The organism is Ensifer sp. BR816 (assembly GCF_000378985.1).
Lineage (GTDB): Bacteria > Pseudomonadota > Alphaproteobacteria > Rhizobiales > Rhizobiaceae > Sinorhizobium.
Window position 1 is genome coordinate 4975086 of the sequence record NZ_KB905370.1, and the last position, 18200, is coordinate 4993285.

Here is an 18200-nt window from a genome sequence, read left to right on the forward strand (position 1 = left end):
GGGCTCTCCGGGATCTCATGGGTGGGAGATCATGAGATAGAGAGCGCCCGGGCGGCGATCAAGCGGAAAGCGCCATCGGACAGAGCGACGGATTGCGGTTCAAGGGATCAGGCTGCCGAAGCCGCGAGATTGAGGCCGATGCCCCACGGATCGGTGAGACGATGGATGCCGCCTTCCTCGCGCACGGGGACCTGGAGCTCGTCGAGCTTGCGGATTGCCGTCGCGAGCCTATCGGTGTCCCGGAAGCGGATGGTGTAGTCGGAGAGCCCGGTCATCTTGGCCTGGCGTTTCGCCGCTCCTCGCGAATTCCAGATATTGGCAGCCACGTGATGATGATATTTGCCGGTGGCGAAAAAGCTTGCTCCAGGGTAGCGCGCCATCAGATCGAGGCCGAGGACGTCGCGGAAGAAGGCATCCGCCTGCGGAATGTCGGAGACCTGCAGATGGATGTGGCCGATCACGGTGCGGTCGGCAAGGCCGTCCCAAGCTTCCTTTGGCGCCTCGTCATAAAGCGACTGCAGGTCGAGCGGCAAGGTGTTCATCGCCACGGTTCCGTCCGCCTCGTAGCGCCATTCGCTGCGCGCCCGATCGCGATAGACCTCGATGCCGTTGCCCTCCGGGTCGGCGAGGTAAATCGCTTCGCTGACGAGGTGGTCGGAGGCGCCCTGGAGGCGAACGCCCGTGCTCGCGGCATGGGCGAGCCAGCGCCCCAGTTCCCGGCGGTCGGGCACGAGGAACGCCGTGTGGAAGAGACCGGGCGCGTTGCGCGGCGCCCTTGTCGCGTCCGCGCCCGTTGTCAGCGTCAACAGCGGCCTTCCGGCGACCCCAAGCGTTTCTCCGCTTGCACTTGTCTCGAGCGAAGCGAGGCCGAGCATCTTTTGATACCAGGCCGAGACCATCGAAAGGTCCTGGACGACGAGATGCGCCCGGTCGACATAGGCGGGCATCGACACCGCGTGGTCTTCGGGAAGATTGGTCACAGCCTGCGATTGCATCGTCTTTTCCTTGAGCTACGCCTTTCGGGAGCGCGCCCGGCACTCGTACCGGCCATGGCGCGCTGCACTGTAGCCCAATATGAGCACGTGAAGGCGTTCGGGAAAGCTATTATATTACTTGATGTTGTGTTCGATGAACGTTGACGGTCGCGGTCATCGCGCTACCTCATCATGGATGGTGCGAGCGCCTGGCGGCAGCCGATTTGATTTCGATCATGGTCGGCATCGTCGCCTCCGCTCACTTTCGGCCCAAGGGCGCGAAAAATGTGGAATGGGGCATCCCGCCCAGGTCCGCCCTCAGGTCCGAAGGAACGCCTCGTTTTCCAGCCGGCGACCGGGAACGCAACAGAAGGAGCGTATCTGCATGTACAGGAAAATCATCGTCCCGATCGCGATGGATCAGCTCGAACACGGCGAATCCGTTCTCGGTATCGCCGAGAAACTGATCGACGAGGGAGGGGAGATCATCCTCCTCAACGTCGTCGAGGATCTCAACGCTTACGCACAGGGCTACATGATCGTCGATTTCCCGCTCGAGATGATCGAGGAATCGCGCCGGCATGCGGTCAAGACTCTGGAGGCGCTGAAGACCAAGCACGGCATCAACGGACGGATTGAAATCCGCACCGGCGGGGCGGCTGGCACCATCAACGCGCTCGCCAAGGAAGAGAACGCGGACCTCGTGATCATCGCGTCGCACCGTCCGGGCCTGATCGACTATTTCATCGGGTCGACCGCCAGCCGCGTGGTCAGCCACTGCCCCTGTGCCGTTCTCGTCGACCGCTAATCAACAAGAAGAATGCGGTGCGGCCTCGCCGTGCCGCGACCCAAGGGAGCCCCATGATGGACAAATACGCGCTTGATGATTTCCGCGACAAGCTTCTGCGCCGCAAGGACGAACTCTACGGCCGTCTGGTGAAGATCGAGGAAGATCTGGACCAGCCGATGAATGCCGACGTGCCGGATCGCGTCACAGAACGGGAAAACGATGAAGTGCTCGAAGGGCTGGGGCTCGCTGGCCAGGGCGAGATCCGCGCCATCGATGCGGCTCTCGACCGGATTGCGGCCGGCACATACGGGATCTGCGCGCGCTGTGGGGAGCCAATTTCGCAGGAGAGACTGCACGCCGTGCCGCACGCGCCGCTCTGCCAGACCTGTGCCGCGGAGGTGGCTTCCCGTACCAGATGAGGGCGGTTTTCGCTGTCGCGCGCATCGGCTCCGGCGCCCGGCCGGAGGCATGTCCGTCGAACCGGATGCGTCTCGCGCGGCGGCGTCCGCGAATTGTTGTAATGCGTTGCAGAAATTGATCCTTTCGCCCCAAACAGGCGCTTTGCCGACAATGATCTCTATGGCACGATTGCTCGATCCGTCGGAAGGGGTCGCGGTGGGCGCGAGTTGGTTCGACCAGATCACTGCGGTTCGAGGACAGGGTGCCGATATCGGAATCGATGCGGGATCTGGAGGGGCCGCGTGGATATCAGCGAGTTCAAATGGACCTATGACCGGTCGGAACTGATTGCCGATGGGATTGTCCACGGCATCGGCCTTTGTGCCGCGCTCGTCGGCGTTACGGTCCTGATATTCTATGCGACGGTCTGGAGCACTTCGGGACAGCTTGCCGCTGCCTGGGTCTACGGTGCGGGCCTGATCCTCACCCTGTCGGTATCGTTTCTTTACAACCTCTATCCCGTCTGCCGGACGAAGTGGCTCCTGCGTCGCCTGGACCATTCGGCCATTTTCGTGCTGATCGCTGCAACCTATACGCCCTTTCTCCAGCGCGGTTGGGATGATCCGTTCCTCTTTTGGATGCTCATCGGCATATGGGCGGTCGCATTTCTCGGCATCTCGATCAAATGCCTCCTGCCGGGACGGTTCGACCGGTTGGCGATCCTTCTCTATCTCGCCATGGGCTGGGGCGGCGTTCTGGCCGCGAAGTCGCTTTTCGCCGCCCTCAATGCGACGACCCTGGTACTCGTCCTCATTGGCGGCATCATCTATTCGATTGGCATCGTCTTCCATGTCTGGGAGAGGCTGCGCTTCCAGAACGCGATCTGGCACGGCTTCGTCGTTGCCGGCTCGGCCGTGCACTATTCCGCCGTCCTCAGTTGCATCAGCGGTGCGACCGCCGCCTGATTGGAGCGAACCGGTAAGCGGAAGGCTACCCACTCACTCAGCGGGCTGGCAACTATCCGAGGGGCGCAGTGCCGCCGCCATGCGCGAGATGACGCCGTCGAAGCTTGTCAGCTTCGATTTGCGATATTGCAGCCGGAAATAGGCGGCGCTGCCATCGCAGAGCGCGATCGCCCGCGTGTAGAAGACCTCTCGGCCGCGGGCACCCGAGAAGCTCGCCCAGGCGGGCGTGACCCGCGAGTAGAGGATTCGCCAGTCGTCGTCTTTCTCGTAGCCGATCCGATCCGAGACGTCTGTCTCGAAATCGCCGGCTGGAGGGTGCGTTCCGAACACGATCAGCGTCGCGCCATTGTCGTCGGCGTGAAAACTCGCGCCGTCGTTGTTGTCGGCCTGCTGGTGCATCTCGAAGCCCGGCGGGATCTCGACCGTGTAGCCAAACTGGGGATTGGAATAGGGGTGCCAATCGTCCTGCGCGGCAGCGGGCAGGACGGCCCCAAAGAGGAGAGCGAATGCAAATATGACGCGGCGCATGCGCAGAGCATTCCTTCGGTTACTTACCTGCCGCTTTGCCTTCTGCATGTTTCCTTAAAGCGTAGCCGATTTAGGACAGAAACATGCAGCATTTCAAAATCCTACAGCGACTTTGCACGTCTGATAAGACGCGCGGCGCCGTAGGAGAGTGGCCCTTTTCGCGGGATGCGTAAAGGGCCCTTACGACGGCTCTGAGATAGCGCGTTTGCCTTCTCTGGCCGTTCCGGATTACCACGAATTCGATAGTCCCGCCGCCACGCATTATCTGTTCCCGGCGGAACAGGACACGCCGCCCTGCGGCGAACAGTGAACGGCAGCCGCTGGCGGCCGGCGCCGATGCGTGGCGCTCGGCGGCAGCTTTGCTGCCTTTGCACAGTATAACCGCCCACTTGACTGGGACTCCAACCGATTTCTCTTGAGACGAACCGGGCCTTCTTCTATGTCCGATATCAAATTGACCAGATGATCAAAGGGGAAAGGAGCACGCCAAGCGATGGATGTCACGGCACTGACATTTCTGGCGCTCGCCCTTCCCTTCGCTGCGGCCCTTGTCGCACCCGGCCTGACCCGTCTCCTCGGGCACAATGCCGCCTGGGTCCTGGCCATTGCTCCCGCGGCAATCTTCTTGCATTTCCTGCGCTTTCTTCCGGATGTCGCGAGCGGCGAAATCGTGACCGGCGGCTATACGTGGATACCGTCCTTCAATGTCAGTTTTTCCTGGCTGATCGACGGATTGTCGCTCACCTTCATGCTTCTGATTTCCGGCATCGGGGCGCTGATCGTCCTCTATTCGGGCGGCTATTTGAAAGGCCACCCGCAACAGGGCCGATTCTTCGCCTTCATCCTGATGTTCATGGGGTCGATGCAGGGGCTCGTCGTTTCCGACAGTTTCCTGATGCTCTTCGTCTTCTGGGAATTGACGTCGATAGCCTCCTTCCTGCTGATCGGTTTCGACCACGCCCGCGAGGCCGCTCGGCGCGCCGCGTTACAGGCCCTGGTCGTGACGGGCGGAGGCGGCCTTCTGCTGCTCGCCGGGCTGCTGATCCTTTGGAACGTCAGCGGCGTCACGCAGCTTTCGCTGCTTCTCTCTTTCGGTTCCGAGTTGAAGGAGAGCCCCTTCTATCTCGCCGCATTGCTGCTGGTCCTCGGCGGCGCCTTCACCAAGTCGGCCCAGTTTCCCTTTCACTTCTGGCTGCCGAATGCCATGGAGGCGCCGACACCGGTTTCGGCCTATCTGCATTCGGCGACGATGGTGAAGGCGGGCGTCTATCTGTTGATGCGTCTCAATCCGGTCCTTGGCGGAACTCCGGAATGGCAGCTCCTGCTGCCGCTCTTCGGCGTGACGACGCTGGTGATCGGGGCGGCGCTCGCGGTGCGCCAAACCGATATGAAGCTGATGCTGGCCTATACCACGGTGGCCTCACTCGGTCTGCTGGTGATGTCGATTGGGCTCGGCTCGCCCCACGCGGTCGAGGCGGCCGCGCTCTATCTTGTGGCACACGCGCTTTTCAAAGGCGCCCTGTTCATGGTCGCCGGCATCCTCGATCACGAAACCGGATCGCGCGACTTCACGAAGCTCGGCGGCCTGCGCTCGGCGATGCCGCTCACTTTCGCCATCGCCCTTGCCGCTGCGCTCTCCATGGGTGGTCTGCCGCCCTTTTTCGGATTCCTCGCGAAGGAGGAACTCTATTCGGCCTTCTCCGCGTCGAACTTGCGCTCCGCGCTCTTTGCGATGCTGACTGTCCTCGGCAACGCCCTGATGTTTGCCGTCGCCTTCGCTGTCGCCCTGAAGCCCTTCCTGGGACCGCGCGTGAACGCGCCGAAGCATGTTCATGAGGCGCCGCCGCTTCTCTGGATCGGCCCGGCCGTTCTCGCCCTCAAGGGGCTCTCCATCGCGCTCTTCTCCGGTCTCGCCCATCGGCTCGTCTCGTCGCCCACCGCCTCGGCAATCGCCGGCGAGCCAAGGACCGTCGAAATATCGCTCGAGCCGCATGTCGGTCTGCCGCTGGCGCTCTCCGCGCTGACGGTGGCGCTTGGCGTCGCCTTCTACCTCAATCTGGCCCGCTTGCGCGCGGCGATGGTGACAATCCTCGCCGACATCGGCTGGGGGCCGGACCGGGGCTTCGACCAGTTCCTGCGTGGCCTCGTGCGCCTTGCAGTCGCTGTGACACGGCGCCTGCAAGGCGGCCGCTTCGACGTCTATATGACCGCCACCTTCGCGCTGGTGGCGATCGTTCTCTTGGCAATACCGCTCCTATACGGTGAGTTCCCGCGCGCTCCCTTCTTCTCCGCGGACGTTCCGGTGCACGAGCTTGCGATCATCGCGATCGCCGTCGGCGGGCTCTTCGCCGTCGTCGTCGCTTCCGACCGCCTCACCGCGATCGTCTCGCTCGGCATTCAAGGCTTCGCGGTCGCCGTCATCTACCTGCTCTACGGCGCCCCGGACCTGTCTTTCACGCAATTCATGGTTGAAACGCTGTCCGTCGTCGTATTGGCGCTGGTGATGACCCGGTTGCGGCTCTCGCCCGCCGATCACCGGCCGCTGCCGGAGAAAGCGCGCGATGCGACGATCGCGCTTGCCTGCGGCCTCGGCTTCGCCCTGTTTCTGCTGAGGGTCACGGCTGTACCCTTCGACCGGTCGCTCACGGACTTCTTCAACCTCTATTCGAAGTCGGTTGCGCACGGGGCGAATGTCGTCAACGTCATTATCGTCGATTTCCGCGGCACGGACACGCTCGGCGAAATCGCCGTGGTGATGATTACCGGCCTTGCGATCCTGGCGCTGGTGCGGCTGAGGGCCGGTTCGCTGAAGCGCGCCGTGGTCGCGGAGGCGGATGAAACGGCGGTGGAGGAACGGGCATGAAGTCGGTGATCTTCCGCACGCTCGCCCCGGTCTTGACGAGCCTGATGATGCTCTTCTCCATCTTCGTGCTGCTGCGTGGCCACAACGAGCCGGGCGGCGGGTTCATCGGCGGTTTGATCGCCGTTTCGGCCCTGGCGATCTATGGCATGGCGCACGGTGTCGAAACGGTCAGGCGGGCTATCTTCTTTCATCCGATGGCAATCGCCGGGGCGGGGCTCCTCGCAGCCACCTCTGCTGGCCTGATCGCGCTCTTCGCAGGAGTCCCGTTCATGACCGGGCTTTGGATCTATCCGGCGATTTTCGGCCTCGAAGTCCCGCTGTCGACCGTGCTCCTCTTCGACAGCGGCGTTTACCTGGTCGTCGTCGGCGCCATCAGTTCGATCGCGCTGTCGCTCGAAGAGCGGGGAGGGGAGTGATGGAGGCTTGGTTTGCCCTGCTCGTCGGCATTTTCTTTTCCGTTGCCGTCTATCTCATGCTCTCGAAGTTCATCATTCGCGTGCTCTTGGGTGTCGCAGTGCTCGGCAACGGGGTGAATCTGCTGATCTTCACGGGAGGTCGGCTGACGCGGGAGGTGCCGCCGATCATCCCCGAAGGGGCCGAATCGCTGGCTGCTCCGGCGGCCAACGCGCTTCCCCAGGCGTTGATCCTGACGGCGATCGTCATTTCCTTTTCCTTCTTTGCCTTCCTGCTCGTTCTTTCCTGGCGCGCCTATAGCGACCTTGCGACCGACAATACGGACGAGATGCGCGTTGCCGAACCGGCGGACGAGCCGCTCCCTCCGCTTGGATATTGACCCTCAATGGCCGCTTCGATCTCCCCGTTCGTCGATGTTTCCGCTGCGCTCGTCAGCGCGCCGCCCACGGCCGCCGAATGGCTGGTGATCCTGCCGGTCGCCTGGTGCCTGGCGATCGGTGCGCTGCTCGTCATGCTGCGCCGCCGGATCGGTATCCATCCGGCAATTGCCATTATCGGCCTTGCAGGGCTCGTGCTGATCGATGGGCTGCTGCTCAAGGCGGTCGCCGAGAACGGTCCGCTGACCATGGTGATGGGACGCTGGCTGCCGCCCTTCGGCATCGCCTTCACCGCCGACCTGACCGGGACGCTTTTCGCCTTTGCCGCGGCGCTTGTAGCGCTGGTCGCCGGCGTCTTCTCGCTTGCCGATATCAACGACAGCGGCCGCCGCTACGGCTTTTATCCGCTGCTGATGTTGCTGATGGCGGGCGTCTCGGGAGCCTTTCTGACCGGCGACATCTTCAATCTTTACGTCTGGTTCGAGGTGCTGCTGATCTCGTCCTTCGGCCTTCTCGTCCTCGGTTCCGAGCCTGAGCAGATCGACGGCACGGTGAAATACGGCTTCCTCAATCTCGTCGCTACGACGCTGTTCCTGATCGCGACCGGCTATCTCTACGCCGTTTTCGGCACGCTCAACATGGCTGATATCGCCACTCGGGCCGAGGCGCTGCGCGACAGCGCGCCGCTGATGACGCTCACGGGCCTGTTCATGCTCGCCTTTGCCATGAAAGCGGCCGCCTTCCCGGTGAATTTCTGGCTGCCGGCGTCCTATCATACCCCGCGCGTCGCCGTCTCCGCGCTCTTTGCGGGCCTGCTGACAAAGGTCGGCATCTATGCGTTGGTGCGGGTGATGGTCATGCTTTTCCCGGTCGAAAGGGAGGAACTTAGCTTCATCCTCGCGGTCGCCGGGGCACTGACGATGATCGTCGGCGTGCTCGGCGCTTTGGCGCAGACGGATTTCCGCCGCATTCTCGGCTACCTCATCGTCTCCGGCATCGGCTCGATGCTCGCCGGTATCGCCGTCGGCGGACCGGGCGGCATTGGGGGTGCCATCTTCTATGCGCTGCATTCCATGCTCGTGATGACCGGGCTTTACTTCGCCTCGGGGATCGCCATGCGTCTCGGCGCGAGTTCCTCGATTGCGGCGCTCGCCGGCCTCTACCGCCGGCATGTCGGATTTGCCGCTCTTACCCTGATGCTGTGTTTCGCCGTCTCCGGCCTGCCTCCCTTTTCCGGTTTTTGGCCGAAGGTCATGCTCGTCAAGGCAGCTCTCGATATCGGCGCCTGGTGGCTCGCCGCTGCTCTTCTTCTTGCCGGGTTCCTGACAATGATCGTCACCGGCCGCGTTTTCCTTTTGGTGTTCTGGCGCGAGGCCGCGCATGCGGACGGCGAGGCGGTGTCGCTGTCGCCTGCGGCATTCGGCCCCCTGGCCGTGCTCACCGGGCTGACCTTGTTGATCGGCCTTTATCCCGAGCCGCTGCTGGCGATAATCCAGGACGCCGCAGCGGGGCTCGCGGAGCCGTCGGCCTACGTGAACTCGGTCTTCCCGGAAGGCGGCCCGCGATGAAATTCCTGCAGATCAACCTGATTTTCACCGTCATTTGGGGTGCGATCAGCGCCAGTTTCACGCCGGCGAACCTGGCGCTCGGCTTTGCTGTCGGCGCTGTGTCCCTGTGGCTGATCCGGCGCGAGCTGCAGCCCGTCACCTATCCGCTGAGACCCTTGCGGCTGGCGCTGCTGGCGGCTCTGTTCTTCAAGGAACTCGCCGTATCGGCGGTCAAGGTCGCCATTCTCGTCCTGCGCTCCCGGATGGGCCTGAAGCCCGGGATCTTCGCCTATCCGCTGACCGCCAAGAGCGATTTCGAGATCACGCTCCTTGCCAATCTCATCACGCTGACGCCCGGCACGCTTTCCGTCGACATATCCGAGGACCGCAAGACCCTCTACGTCCACGCACTCGACTGCGCCGATCCGGGGGCGTTGCGCCAGGACATTGCACGCGGCTTCGAGCGGCGCATTCGGGAGGCTTTCGAACGATGATGGCCGGGACGATCCTGGCAGGCGCGACCAGCCTTGCGCTCCTGCTCCTCTCACTCGCTTTGCTGATGACGATGCTGCGCATCATTCGCGGTCCGACCTTGCCGGATCGGGTGCTCGGCCTCGACATGCTCGTCGCGATCGCGATCGGGTTCATTGCGGTTCTTGCAATAAAGACCCGCTTCAATCTCTATATCGACATAGGGATCGCCCTCGGCCTCGTCGGCTTCCTCGCAACTGTCGCCTTCGCGCGCTTCATCCTGACACACGGCCTCGCGCCGGAAGCGGGAGAGGGCGCCACCGCACCGAAACCAGCCATGAAGAGGGGCCGGGCTCCCGAAGCGGCCCGTCGCAAACGCCGGGGAGGGCGCTGATGGGCACGTTTGTCGTCGCCGCAATCACAATTCTGGTGGCCGTCCTCATCGTGCTTGGCGCATGCTTTTCGCTGCTCGCGGCGCTTGGCCTCCTTCGCTTCCCGGATCTCTACACGCGCATGCACGCGGCCTCGAAAGCGGGCACCGTCGGTTCTGGCCTGTTGCTGGTCGCCGCCGGGTTGCACTCGCTCGATCCCGCCATTTTCGTGCGCGCGCTTGCCGGTTTCGTATTCCTGGTGCTGACGGCGCCGATCTCGGCTCATTTGCTGGCGAAAGCCGCTCATCAGGCGGGTTACAGGATGACGAAACAATCGGTTATAGATCAGCTGCCACAAAAGGAAGAGCCACGGCGGCATTGATTGGCGCCATTTCTGATTCTGTATTTCGGGACAATTCCGCCACAGCGGACAAATTTAGTGACCTGAAATAGATATGCTGCTCATTGACAAAAATTATGTTTTGACATTTTGCAGATCAGTGTTAAGCCAGTAACCGCAAAGTGTCGTTGTGATCAATACTTTGAACTGGAATTCCAGCTTGAGTTGTGATTCTTTTCCGTTGCTTTGAGGCGCCGATGGGTTCGGCGCCTTGGTGACGGGTTTCGCTGTCGCGATTCGAGCCTTGATGTTGCAGCGGAGCGGTGCTCCCGTGGCGGCTATCGCTCAGTTCCAAGGCGGCAAGCGCTGTTCGGCGGCATTTTGGCATATCCTCCCTCCTGAAACCTTGTTTCAGGGATTTGTTGCTGGATTCCGATAGGAGAAAAAAATGAGTGAGAACACGCTCGGTGCGAGCAACGAACTCCTGGTTGAGCTGACGGCGGAAATCGTTGCCGCCTATGTGAGCAACCATGTGGTTCCGGTTGCCGAGTTGCCGACGCTGATAGCCGATGTCCATTCGGCTCTCAACAACACGACGGCTCCCGCGCCGGTGGTCGTTCCGGTCGAAAAACCGAAACCGGCGGTCTCCGTTCGCAAGTCCGTGCAGGATGATCAGATCACCTGCCTCGAATGTGGCGGCACGTTCAAGTCGCTGAAGCGCCATTTGATGACCCACCACAATCTTTCGCCGGAAGAGTATCGCGAGAAGTGGGATCTGCCGGCGGACTATCCGATGGTGGCACCGGCCTACGCGGAGGCCCGCTCGCGTCTCGCTAAGGAAATGGGGCTGGGTCAGCGTCGCAAGCGCCGCGGCAAATAGACGGGTCGCCCGGCAACTGGCCGGGCAAGCCTTGCGCATTGATATTGAGGTCGAAGCCGGGCTGTCTCAGTCCGGCTTTTTGGCGATCAGGCCGACCGTGGGTGCGCCGATCTCACGCGGGCAGGCGTGTCTCGGCCTCGCCCTTGATTCTCCGGATCATCGAGCGCAGACCGTTGGCGCGCTGCGACGACAGATGCTCGATGAGGCCGATCCTGCCGAAGATATCGAGTGCGTCGATCCTGGCGATCTCCGAGGCGCGCTTGCCCGAAAAGATCGCAAGCGCGATCGCCACCAGGCCGCGGACGATGTGCGCGTCCGATTCTCCCTCGAAGGTCAGGACCGGGTCGTCCTGATCACCGGACGTGCGGGTCACCAGCCAAACCTGACTGGCGCAGCCCTGAACCTTGTTCTCGCTGGTCCTTGAGACTTCCGGCATCTCCGGCAGGCTCTTGCCCAGTTCGATGACGTAGCGGTAGCGATCTTCCCACTCTTCGAGAAAGGCGAAATCGTCGATGATCTGATCAAGTGAAACCATGGCTGATCCGAATGTGGCGCTCTGGCGATCGACTGCCGGTCGCCGCGCCTTGCTCTCCGTCCCGCGCCAATTCAGGCACGGGATGCTGTTCACCATTCATATAGGGGATACGGGCCGCAAAGAGAACAGCTCATGGCTTAATGGGATTCCGTTCGGCCGAGGGCTCGAACAAAAACCGCCGCGAGGCGCGAGAGCCTTTGCGACGGCACAGTTGGCAGTGGGCTTACTGGCAGAACCGGTCTAGTTGGTCGCAGCCGCCTTGGGATCGAGACGCTTTTCCGGGACGGGCGTGCGCTTGAAAACCGGCATGGCTTCATTCGCCGGCTCTCCGGATGGGAGGGTCTCGGCAGACCGCACGGTGCCGGTCATGACCTTGGCGTCGGGCGCTCCGGTCTCGGTTTCGGCAAATTGGCTGTCCAGGAACTCATAGGCGATGCGCGCACCCTCGCGGGCACGGTGGCCGAGGGCGACGAATGTTTCGCCACCCTTCTCGCAGACGTCCGGCTTCTGGATGCAGATCGCGCTGATATATTGAAAGGCCTCGTTGGCCGCGGAGAAGGTGTCGCCGATTTCCACTTTCGGCCCGTTTTCCAGCTTGGCGCTGCTCGACGGGTCGAGGAAGGGGAGCAATACGAGCACTAGCGAAAACCAGAACGTCGCCTTTACGAGAAACCACATGTTCTGCCCATCCTCTATCAGGCCGCCGCCTCCGAATTTCGAGCCCGGATTTGGTGTCTTCGGCATGCCCTCTATCGCCAACGCCTTTTGTTGTCCTGCGCCCGGTGGCTGTGTCGCAGCACGTCGGGTGTCTTCTGTCGTCGACGGTAGAACGGGAATCACAAGACCGGTTTTCCAGAAATGCCGGGATTTGGTTCAAATTTTAGCGAACTGGTCGATTCTGGCATGGTCGGTGGGTGTTTATCCCGCATTTTAACGACCACCGTTAAGGTTCATGGCAGGCTGTGCGGCGCAAGGCCCGAGTGGCGCGACACCGCCGCCGGCGCGCTCTGCCCAAATCATTAACAGGAAGCAGAAAATCCACCGAAATCCGCTGCTTACGCGCCGTTAACCACAACGGACGAAGCTCATCGGAATTGCCTCGAAACGGGAATTTTCACCCATTTCGCGGGCCCACGCGGCAAGCGCGTTTATTCTTTCATTAAGCCGGGGATGCGAGATTCGGACCATCACGAGGCGGTCCGTTCTACCTGCTTGCGAAACGCGCAAGGACTGCGAATCTGCCTCGCAAGAAGAATAAAGGTGGCAGGGCAAAGCGTGAGCGTATTGCGTAACATGGCTGGCAATTGGGCATCCCGCATGGATGAAGCCGCCGCTGCATGGCTGCCGCGACGCCCGCCCGGCCGCGTTGCGGAACGCCATGATTTCAAACGACTGCGTCCCCTCGTCGCCGTCGCCTTGACGGCACTGCCGATCGTGCCGCTGGCCCTGTCGGCGGTCTTGCCGGTTTCCGTGGCCTTACCGGTCGGGACGGCGCTTTGGGCGTCGGCTTCACTGCTTGCGGCAGCAGCGAGCCTTGCGGCGCACCGCATGGTGCCGGCGGCCGCGGAGGCGGAGCCGTCCCTCGTCACTGATCTGCCTGATCTCTCCGCGGCCTATGATCTCTTCGCCGGTCTCGTCACCGTTCACGACCCGCGTGGCCACGTGCTGTCCGTTCACGGGCGCGACGCCCCCGGCCACCTGAAGTTGATGCGCGACCCTCGCGGACGCGGCTTGATCGAACAAATTCATATATCCGACCGCATCAGCTTCCTGAAGGCGATCGATGCATTGCGCCAGGACGGCGAGTGCTCGGCGGTCGATATCCGCATCGAGCGTCCGTCGGCTTCTGCCGATGCTCCGCAATTCGTGCACATGCGCTGCGAGATGACGCCCCTTCGCGATGCCGAGGGGCGTCTGATGGCGATCATCGCCCAATCCCGCGATGTTTCTGACGAGTCCCGCCTGCGGGCGGAAGTCGCCGCGAAGGCGGCGCATGCCGAATCGGCCAACGATGCGAAGACGCGTTTCCTCGCGGCTGTGAGTCACGAGTTGCGCACGCCACTCAATGCCATTCTCGGCTTTTCGGATGTTCTTTCCGGCGAATATTTCGGCAAGCTGGAGAATGACCGGCAGCGCGAATATGTTTCCTTGATTCACCGTTCCGGCACGCATCTCCTTTCCGTCGTCAACACGATGCTCGATGTGAGCAAGATCGAGGCCGGCCGCTACGAGCTCGTGCCCGAGCCTTTCCGGGTCGCGGACGCGGTCGCCGCCTGTGAAGCGATGCTGTCGCATCAGGCGCGTGAGAAGGGCGTGAGGCTGACAAGCCGCGTGACCCGGTCGGTGGGTGAAATCAACGCCGACCAACGGGCCCTCCAGCAGATCCTGATCAATCTCGTCGGCAATGCCGTGAAGTTCACCGACAAGGGCGGCCTCGTCACGGTCGATGCGGAAATCGACGGCGCGATGTTGAAGTTGACCGTCAGCGATACCGGCATCGGTATTGCCGAAGAGAAGCTGGAAATGCTCGGCCAACCTTTCGTCCAGATTCAAAATGACTATACGCGCCGCTATGAGGGCACCGGTCTGGGCCTGTCGCTGGTCAAGGGGCTCGTCCAGTTGCATGGCGGCACGATTTCGATCCGCAGCTCGGAAGGCGAGGGAACGGTTGTCGTCGTGTCGATACCGCGGGACGGCTGCGGCATTGACAAACCGGAGCAGGTGAGCGCCGGCGCGAGAGTGGAATTTCCGCCGCGGCTGAAGGGGCGCGACGAAAAGACGTGCGAATTGCAGACAGAGGCTACCAAACGAACAATCGAGGAAAGGGGACATGGCGCCGCGCAAGCGAAAACAGCCTGACCGGAAACGGGGCGGGCGGTCGCGGCAGGGCATCGCGTTGCGCGGATTGGCGCTCGCGGGCCAGGGCCTCGGCCGTTGCGCCGTGCTGGCCGGCCGGTTGATTGGGCACCATCCGCTGGGAGCAGGCGGATCGGCGGCCTTCGCCGTTGTCTTCAGCTTCGTGGCGGCGAACGCCATGTGGTATCAGCCCGGTACGCATCCCTCGCCGCTGTTGCGCACCCGGGTTCCGCTGGTAGGCCCCGAGGTTGCCGAGCGCCTGGCGGCCGCCAACGGCGAGGCCGTCGAACCACGCAAGGTGACGACCTTCGTGATCGAGCGCGAAGGCGAAGCGAAGGCGGAACAGGACCAGGAGACGGTCGCCGGGCAGGAGGGTTCCTCGGAGCTACGTGCGCTGCGGTCGGCGGAGACCTCGGCGGACGTGGGCGCTGCCCTGCCGTCGGCTCTTGTCGCAGACGTCCAGAAGGAACTGGCCCGGCTCGGCCTCTACGACGGCACGCCGGACGGCCGCAACGGTCCGAAGACCGCATCCGCCATCCTCCGCTTCGAAAAGCGCGCCGGGCGCAGGGAAACCGGCATGGCCAACGCCGATCTCCTTCACGTGCTCCGGGCAGCCAAGGGCTCCGAAACCGCCCTTGCAGCGCCGGGCAGCCGCCCCTATGCCGACCCGAAATCGGTGCCCGCGGAGATCGATCCGGTCGCCGCCGCGATCCGCACCGCGGAGGGGGATACAACGCTCATTCCGCCTGCCGAGATCCCGGCATCGAGCGAACTTGTCATGAATATCCAGAAGGGGCTGAGCAACCTCGCCTACGCCGACATCGTCGTCGACGGCGTCGCCGGAGATCAGACCCGGGCGGCGATCCGCCATTTCGAGAAGCACTACCGGCTTCCGCAGACCGGCGAACCGAACGGCAAGGTTCTCAAGAAGCTGAAGGAAATCGGCGCGCTATAAATCCGTAAGGATTGCGGCGACGGCCCCTACTGCATCTTTCCTTAAATCGTACCGACTTAAAGTTAAAACATGCAGCATTTCAAAAAGCGACAGCGACGTTCGCGCGTCTGACAAGACGCGCGGCGCTGCAGGGCGGTCGTTTGCATATCGATCAGTGCGCGTGTATCTGCCTGGAATGCGCGTCAAAACCCACATCTTCGTCGCCTCGCTCTTGCGCCGCGTTTTCGCGGGCGGCGGTTATGCGGCAGTGTTGCGCAAAGGAGCGGAGGAAGCCGGGGCGCTTTTCATTCGCCAGCGCACCCGCCTCGGGACCGAGACGCTCTATGCGCCGGCGCCGCAGAGCTTCTTCGAGGAGGAAACCGATAGTCTCCGCAAGTTCGAAGTTCGGCTGCGGGACGCGCAGGCGGAAGTCATCGATGGCGCTCTGTCGTCGGAAATCCGCTTCGACCCGGATTGCTGGATCGTCGAGATCGAGCTCGACGATTGCGGCGATCTGTTGCATGTGGTTGCGGATACGGACGCCAGCCGTTGAAGGCGAAATCCGCCCTTAGCGCATCGGCCCGACAATCGGACCCGATTTTCGGAAAGCGCGATGTGTAGATTCAAAGGCTTACAGCGTCCTTTGTGCGTCCTAAAGGACGCACGGCGCTGCAGGAGGCGGCATATTATTTTCGCCCGGTGGTCCGCTTGGGCTGTGCCGCACCCGCGGGAATGCCAGGCGCGGCGCGTGCCTCCTGCCGACGCGAATCGGGGGCCCGATTTTCCGCGAGATGGGTTTCGTGGCGGATCGGCCTTGCGTCGCCGTCGGCGCGCAGCCACGCTTCCACGCGTTCGACGCTTGTCTTTCGGTCGAGGCTCCTGATCAAGGCTTCGGCACGGTTGCCTGTGCCAGACCTGTCGGAAAGATGCGGGTAAAGCGCCAGGAGCAGGACGGCCAGATCTGCAGCGGGGAAGTCGAGCGCCGCAAGTGTGACGGCGAGCTGTTGGCCGGAAACGTCGAGAAGGATTCTTTCGGCAAGCGCGCCGCTTGCCGCCAGGGCGTCGGCAAGCGCCGTCGCGAACAGGATCGCCTCGCCGTTGCGGGCAAACCGCATCAGCAGCGCCTGATGGAGATCGTCGATCGGCTGGAGGCTTGCCCCTTGGCGGAGAGGCTGGGCGCCAGCGCGCGCCAGCGCCCTGATCTCCTCGCGCAGCTTGTTTTCCCGGGCCACGCGCTCGGATGAGGGGCGACCGTCGGCCGGTGCCGGTGGGGACGGGGCGGCCGTGACGGATATGTCGGCGGGCGGTGCGGCGGCAGTCAGCTGCCGGTGTTCCACGAGCGCATCGACAAGCGACGGCGAAAGATCCTCCCGATGCGCGATCGCATTGGCATGGGCGGGGCCCTGCTGGCGGATGATCGACATCAGCGTCCGATCCGGGATCGCTTTCGACCGGGTGAGAAAGATCGCGGCGATCGAGATCGGCATGCTGCCGATGAGCAGCGCGACCGATTCGGGCACATGGGCGCATTGCGATAGGGCAGCGGCAGCCTGCCGCCGCGCCTCGTTGCTGGAACCGAGGAAAAGCGGTTCGAAGAGCTCGGCGAACTGCTTCAAGTCGGATTTGCGCGGGATGCGAAGGCTCTCGAAGCCGGTGACGGTCGCCATCAGCACGACGTCCTTCAGCCGGCCCGTCTGCGGCCTTTCCAACTCACGAAACCGGTTCGTCACGACAAATCCCAGATGCAAAAAGCATGACGCCATTGCCGATGGCTCGGAACGGCACACGTCTCAAAAATTAGATCGAAATCGTTAGCGTAGCATTAACTATGGACCTTGAGGCTTTATTCAGGCTTGCGGCATCCACATGGCGGATCGATGCGATCGGCCGCTGTTCATCCGCGACGCGGCGAACTCAGCCTTAAAAACTCCATATGCGGCCCTATTCCTCATTCGACGGTGAAGGGCGATAAGGCCCGCCGAAGCAGAGGGCCAGTGGCCTTCCTATGGGAGAAGTGTCCGTGAAGAAAGCGTTCCTGCGGGTGGCGGCCGTGTGTGCCCTCGCGCTCATGCCCTTGGTTGCCGAAGCCGCGGAGGGCTTTGCCACCGCCAATGTCAACATGCGCTCGGGCCCGAGTACCCGCTACCCTGCCGTCACGATCATACCGGTGGGTGAATCGGTGGAAATCCATGGATGCCTGGCCGACCGGCCCTGGTGCGACGTTTCCTTTTACGACGGTCGCGGATGGGTGGCCGGACAATATGTGCAGGCGCTCTATCGCAGCAACCGCGTCTATGTGGAGCCGGAATACTATCGTCCGCTCGGAATCCCGACGGTCGTCTTCGAGTTCGATCGCTATTGGGACCGCAACTATCGGGGCCGCGATTTCTATCGTGACCGCGACCGCTGGCGCCGCGGGCCCGATTGGGCCGAGGATCGCGATTGGCGGTGGCAGCGCGAAGAACAGGGTCGCCAGCGGCAAAGCCGGCGAGCATCAGAAGGCGAATGGGAGCGCGAGCAGGACCGCCGCGAATGGGAACGTCAACAGGCGAGAGAGAGGCAAGAGGCCCGGGAACGGCAGCAATGGCGACGCGAGCGGGAGCGTGAACGTCCGGAGCGGCGGGACCGGCGCCGCGACGAGAACTGGGAAGGCGGTTCCGCAGAGAACTATCAGGGTGATCGCAAGGAAGAGCGGTCCCGCCAATTGCGCGAGTTGCGACGCGACGGGGAAGTCAGAACGGTGCCGAAATGCGTTTTCGGCGATTTCGCCTGTGAAAACGACTGAGGGACCGTGGAGTCCGGCGGAGCGGCGCGCGAGCCCTCGCGGCTGCTCCGACCATGGTTTGCGGAAGGGCAGGCGGCGATTGCCGCCTGCCTTTTTTCTTGTCCGCCTTGCCGGAGTCTTGCGGGAACCAATCCTTTTTCGACGCGTTGACTTCGCGCGATAGCTAAGGGA

General features: G+C 62.7%; 20 protein-coding genes. 15 read left to right on the plus strand and 5 right to left on the minus strand.

All coding sequences use genetic code 11. The features are described 5' to 3' along the window. Positions 1-107: 107 nt before the first annotated feature. Positions 108-995, minus strand: a complete 888-nt coding sequence (locus RHIBR816_RS0123855; RefSeq protein ID WP_018239121.1) for a VOC family protein — start codon at positions 993-995, stop codon at positions 108-110. 364 nt (positions 996-1359) lie between these two features. Between RHIBR816_RS0123855 and RHIBR816_RS0123860 the strand changes: the two genes are divergently transcribed. The 3 genes from RHIBR816_RS0123860 to RHIBR816_RS0123870 all read left to right on the plus strand — a co-directional run bounded on the left by RHIBR816_RS0123860 (position 1360) and on the right by RHIBR816_RS0123870 (position 3128). Beyond that, positions 1360-1782, plus strand: a complete 423-nt coding sequence (locus tag RHIBR816_RS0123860; protein WP_018239122.1) for a universal stress protein — start codon at positions 1360-1362, stop codon at positions 1780-1782. 56 nt (positions 1783-1838) lie between these two features. Beyond that, positions 1839-2183, plus strand: coding sequence for a TraR/DksA family transcriptional regulator (locus tag RHIBR816_RS0123865; protein ID WP_018239123.1), 345 nt, complete (start codon positions 1839-1841; stop codon positions 2181-2183). 282 nt (positions 2184-2465) lie between these two features. Further along, on the plus strand, positions 2466-3128 hold the full coding sequence (locus RHIBR816_RS0123870; protein ID WP_018239124.1) for a hemolysin III family protein: 663 nt from the start codon (positions 2466-2468) through the stop codon (positions 3126-3128). Positions 3129-3161: 33 nt separating this feature from the next. Here RHIBR816_RS0123870 and RHIBR816_RS0123875 read toward each other — a convergent pair whose 3' ends face one another. After that, positions 3162-3656, minus strand: a complete 495-nt coding sequence (locus RHIBR816_RS0123875; RefSeq protein ID WP_018239125.1) for a hypothetical protein — start codon at positions 3654-3656, stop codon at positions 3162-3164. Positions 3657-4149: 493 nt separating this feature from the next. Between RHIBR816_RS0123875 and RHIBR816_RS0123880 the strand changes: the two genes are divergently transcribed. From RHIBR816_RS0123880 to mucR, 8 genes are all read left to right on the plus strand, one after another. Continuing rightward, positions 4150-6519, plus strand: coding sequence for a putative monovalent cation/H+ antiporter subunit A (locus RHIBR816_RS0123880; RefSeq protein WP_018239126.1), 2370 nt, complete (start codon positions 4150-4152; stop codon positions 6517-6519). Then, positions 6516-6935, plus strand: coding sequence for a Na(+)/H(+) antiporter subunit B (locus RHIBR816_RS0123885; protein WP_018239127.1), 420 nt, complete (start codon positions 6516-6518; stop codon positions 6933-6935). Before RHIBR816_RS0123880 ends, RHIBR816_RS0123885 begins: the two co-directional genes overlap by 4 nt. Continuing rightward, entirely contained in the window at positions 6935-7312 is a 378-nt protein-coding gene (locus RHIBR816_RS0123890) for a Na+/H+ antiporter subunit C (protein WP_018239128.1), read from the plus strand. Before RHIBR816_RS0123885 ends, RHIBR816_RS0123890 begins: the two co-directional genes overlap by 1 nt. Positions 7313-7318: 6 nt before the next feature. Beyond that, positions 7319-8878 (plus strand): Na+/H+ antiporter subunit D, encoded by a 1560-nt coding sequence (locus tag RHIBR816_RS0123895; RefSeq protein WP_018239129.1) that lies wholly within the window; start codon positions 7319-7321, stop codon positions 8876-8878. Further along, the gene (locus RHIBR816_RS0123900) at positions 8875-9351 is read left to right on the plus strand and encodes a Na+/H+ antiporter subunit E (protein ID WP_018239130.1); all 477 of its coding nucleotides are present in this window, start codon (positions 8875-8877) and stop codon (positions 9349-9351) included. Before RHIBR816_RS0123895 ends, RHIBR816_RS0123900 begins: the two co-directional genes overlap by 4 nt. Continuing rightward, positions 9348-9722: a cation:proton antiporter gene (locus tag RHIBR816_RS0123905; protein WP_026187366.1), complete on the plus strand. Its 375-nt coding sequence runs from the start codon at positions 9348-9350 to the stop codon at positions 9720-9722. Before RHIBR816_RS0123900 ends, RHIBR816_RS0123905 begins: the two co-directional genes overlap by 4 nt. After that, positions 9722-10081: a monovalent cation/H(+) antiporter subunit G gene (mnhG, locus tag RHIBR816_RS0123910; RefSeq protein ID WP_018239132.1), complete on the plus strand. Its 360-nt coding sequence runs from the start codon at positions 9722-9724 to the stop codon at positions 10079-10081. The genes RHIBR816_RS0123905 and mnhG overlap by 1 nt, the downstream gene beginning before the upstream one ends. 406 nt (positions 10082-10487) lie before the next feature. Then, positions 10488-10919, plus strand: a complete 432-nt coding sequence (mucR, locus tag RHIBR816_RS0123915) for an exopolysaccharide biosynthesis transcriptional regulator MucR (RefSeq protein WP_012707336.1) — start codon at positions 10488-10490, stop codon at positions 10917-10919. A gap of 112 nt (positions 10920-11031) precedes the next feature. Here the strand turns inward: mucR and RHIBR816_RS0123920 are convergent, their stop codons facing one another. Next, the gene (locus tag RHIBR816_RS0123920; protein WP_026187367.1) at positions 11032-11454 is read right to left on the minus strand and encodes a SufE family protein; all 423 of its coding nucleotides are present in this window, start codon (positions 11452-11454) and stop codon (positions 11032-11034) included. 240 nt (positions 11455-11694) lie between these two features. Then, a complete protein-coding gene (locus tag RHIBR816_RS0123925; RefSeq protein ID WP_026187368.1) occupies positions 11695-12132 on the minus strand; it encodes a DUF5330 domain-containing protein in 438 nt (145 codons plus the stop codon). Between the two features lie 615 nt (positions 12133-12747). On the opposite strand from RHIBR816_RS0123925, the gene RHIBR816_RS0123930 reads away from it, so the two are divergent. From RHIBR816_RS0123930 to RHIBR816_RS0123940, 3 genes are all read left to right on the plus strand, one after another. Next, the gene (locus RHIBR816_RS0123930) at positions 12748-14313 is read left to right on the plus strand and encodes a HAMP domain-containing sensor histidine kinase (RefSeq protein WP_034815639.1); all 1566 of its coding nucleotides are present in this window, start codon (positions 12748-12750) and stop codon (positions 14311-14313) included. Beyond that, positions 14285-15265 carry a peptidoglycan-binding domain-containing protein gene (locus RHIBR816_RS0123935; protein ID WP_018239136.1) on the plus strand — a complete coding sequence of 327 codons (981 nt, stop codon included), beginning with the start codon at positions 14285-14287 and terminating at the stop codon, positions 15263-15265. The genes RHIBR816_RS0123930 and RHIBR816_RS0123935 overlap by 29 nt, the downstream gene beginning before the upstream one ends. A gap of 175 nt (positions 15266-15440) precedes the next feature. Further along, positions 15441-15797: a DUF1491 family protein gene (locus RHIBR816_RS0123940; protein ID WP_018239137.1), complete on the plus strand. Its 357-nt coding sequence runs from the start codon at positions 15441-15443 to the stop codon at positions 15795-15797. Positions 15798-15930: 133 nt separating this feature from the next. Here RHIBR816_RS0123940 and RHIBR816_RS0123945 read toward each other — a convergent pair whose 3' ends face one another. Continuing rightward, on the minus strand, positions 15931-17007 hold the full coding sequence (locus RHIBR816_RS0123945) for a DUF2336 domain-containing protein (RefSeq protein ID WP_018239138.1): 1077 nt from the start codon (positions 17005-17007) through the stop codon (positions 15931-15933). 257 nt (positions 17008-17264) lie between these two features. Here RHIBR816_RS0123945 and RHIBR816_RS0123950 point away from each other — a divergent pair, with 257 nt between their 5' ends. Then, positions 17265-18029, plus strand: a complete 765-nt coding sequence (locus RHIBR816_RS0123950) for an SH3 domain-containing protein (protein ID WP_026187371.1) — start codon at positions 17265-17267, stop codon at positions 18027-18029. Positions 18030-18200 lie beyond the last annotated feature (171 nt).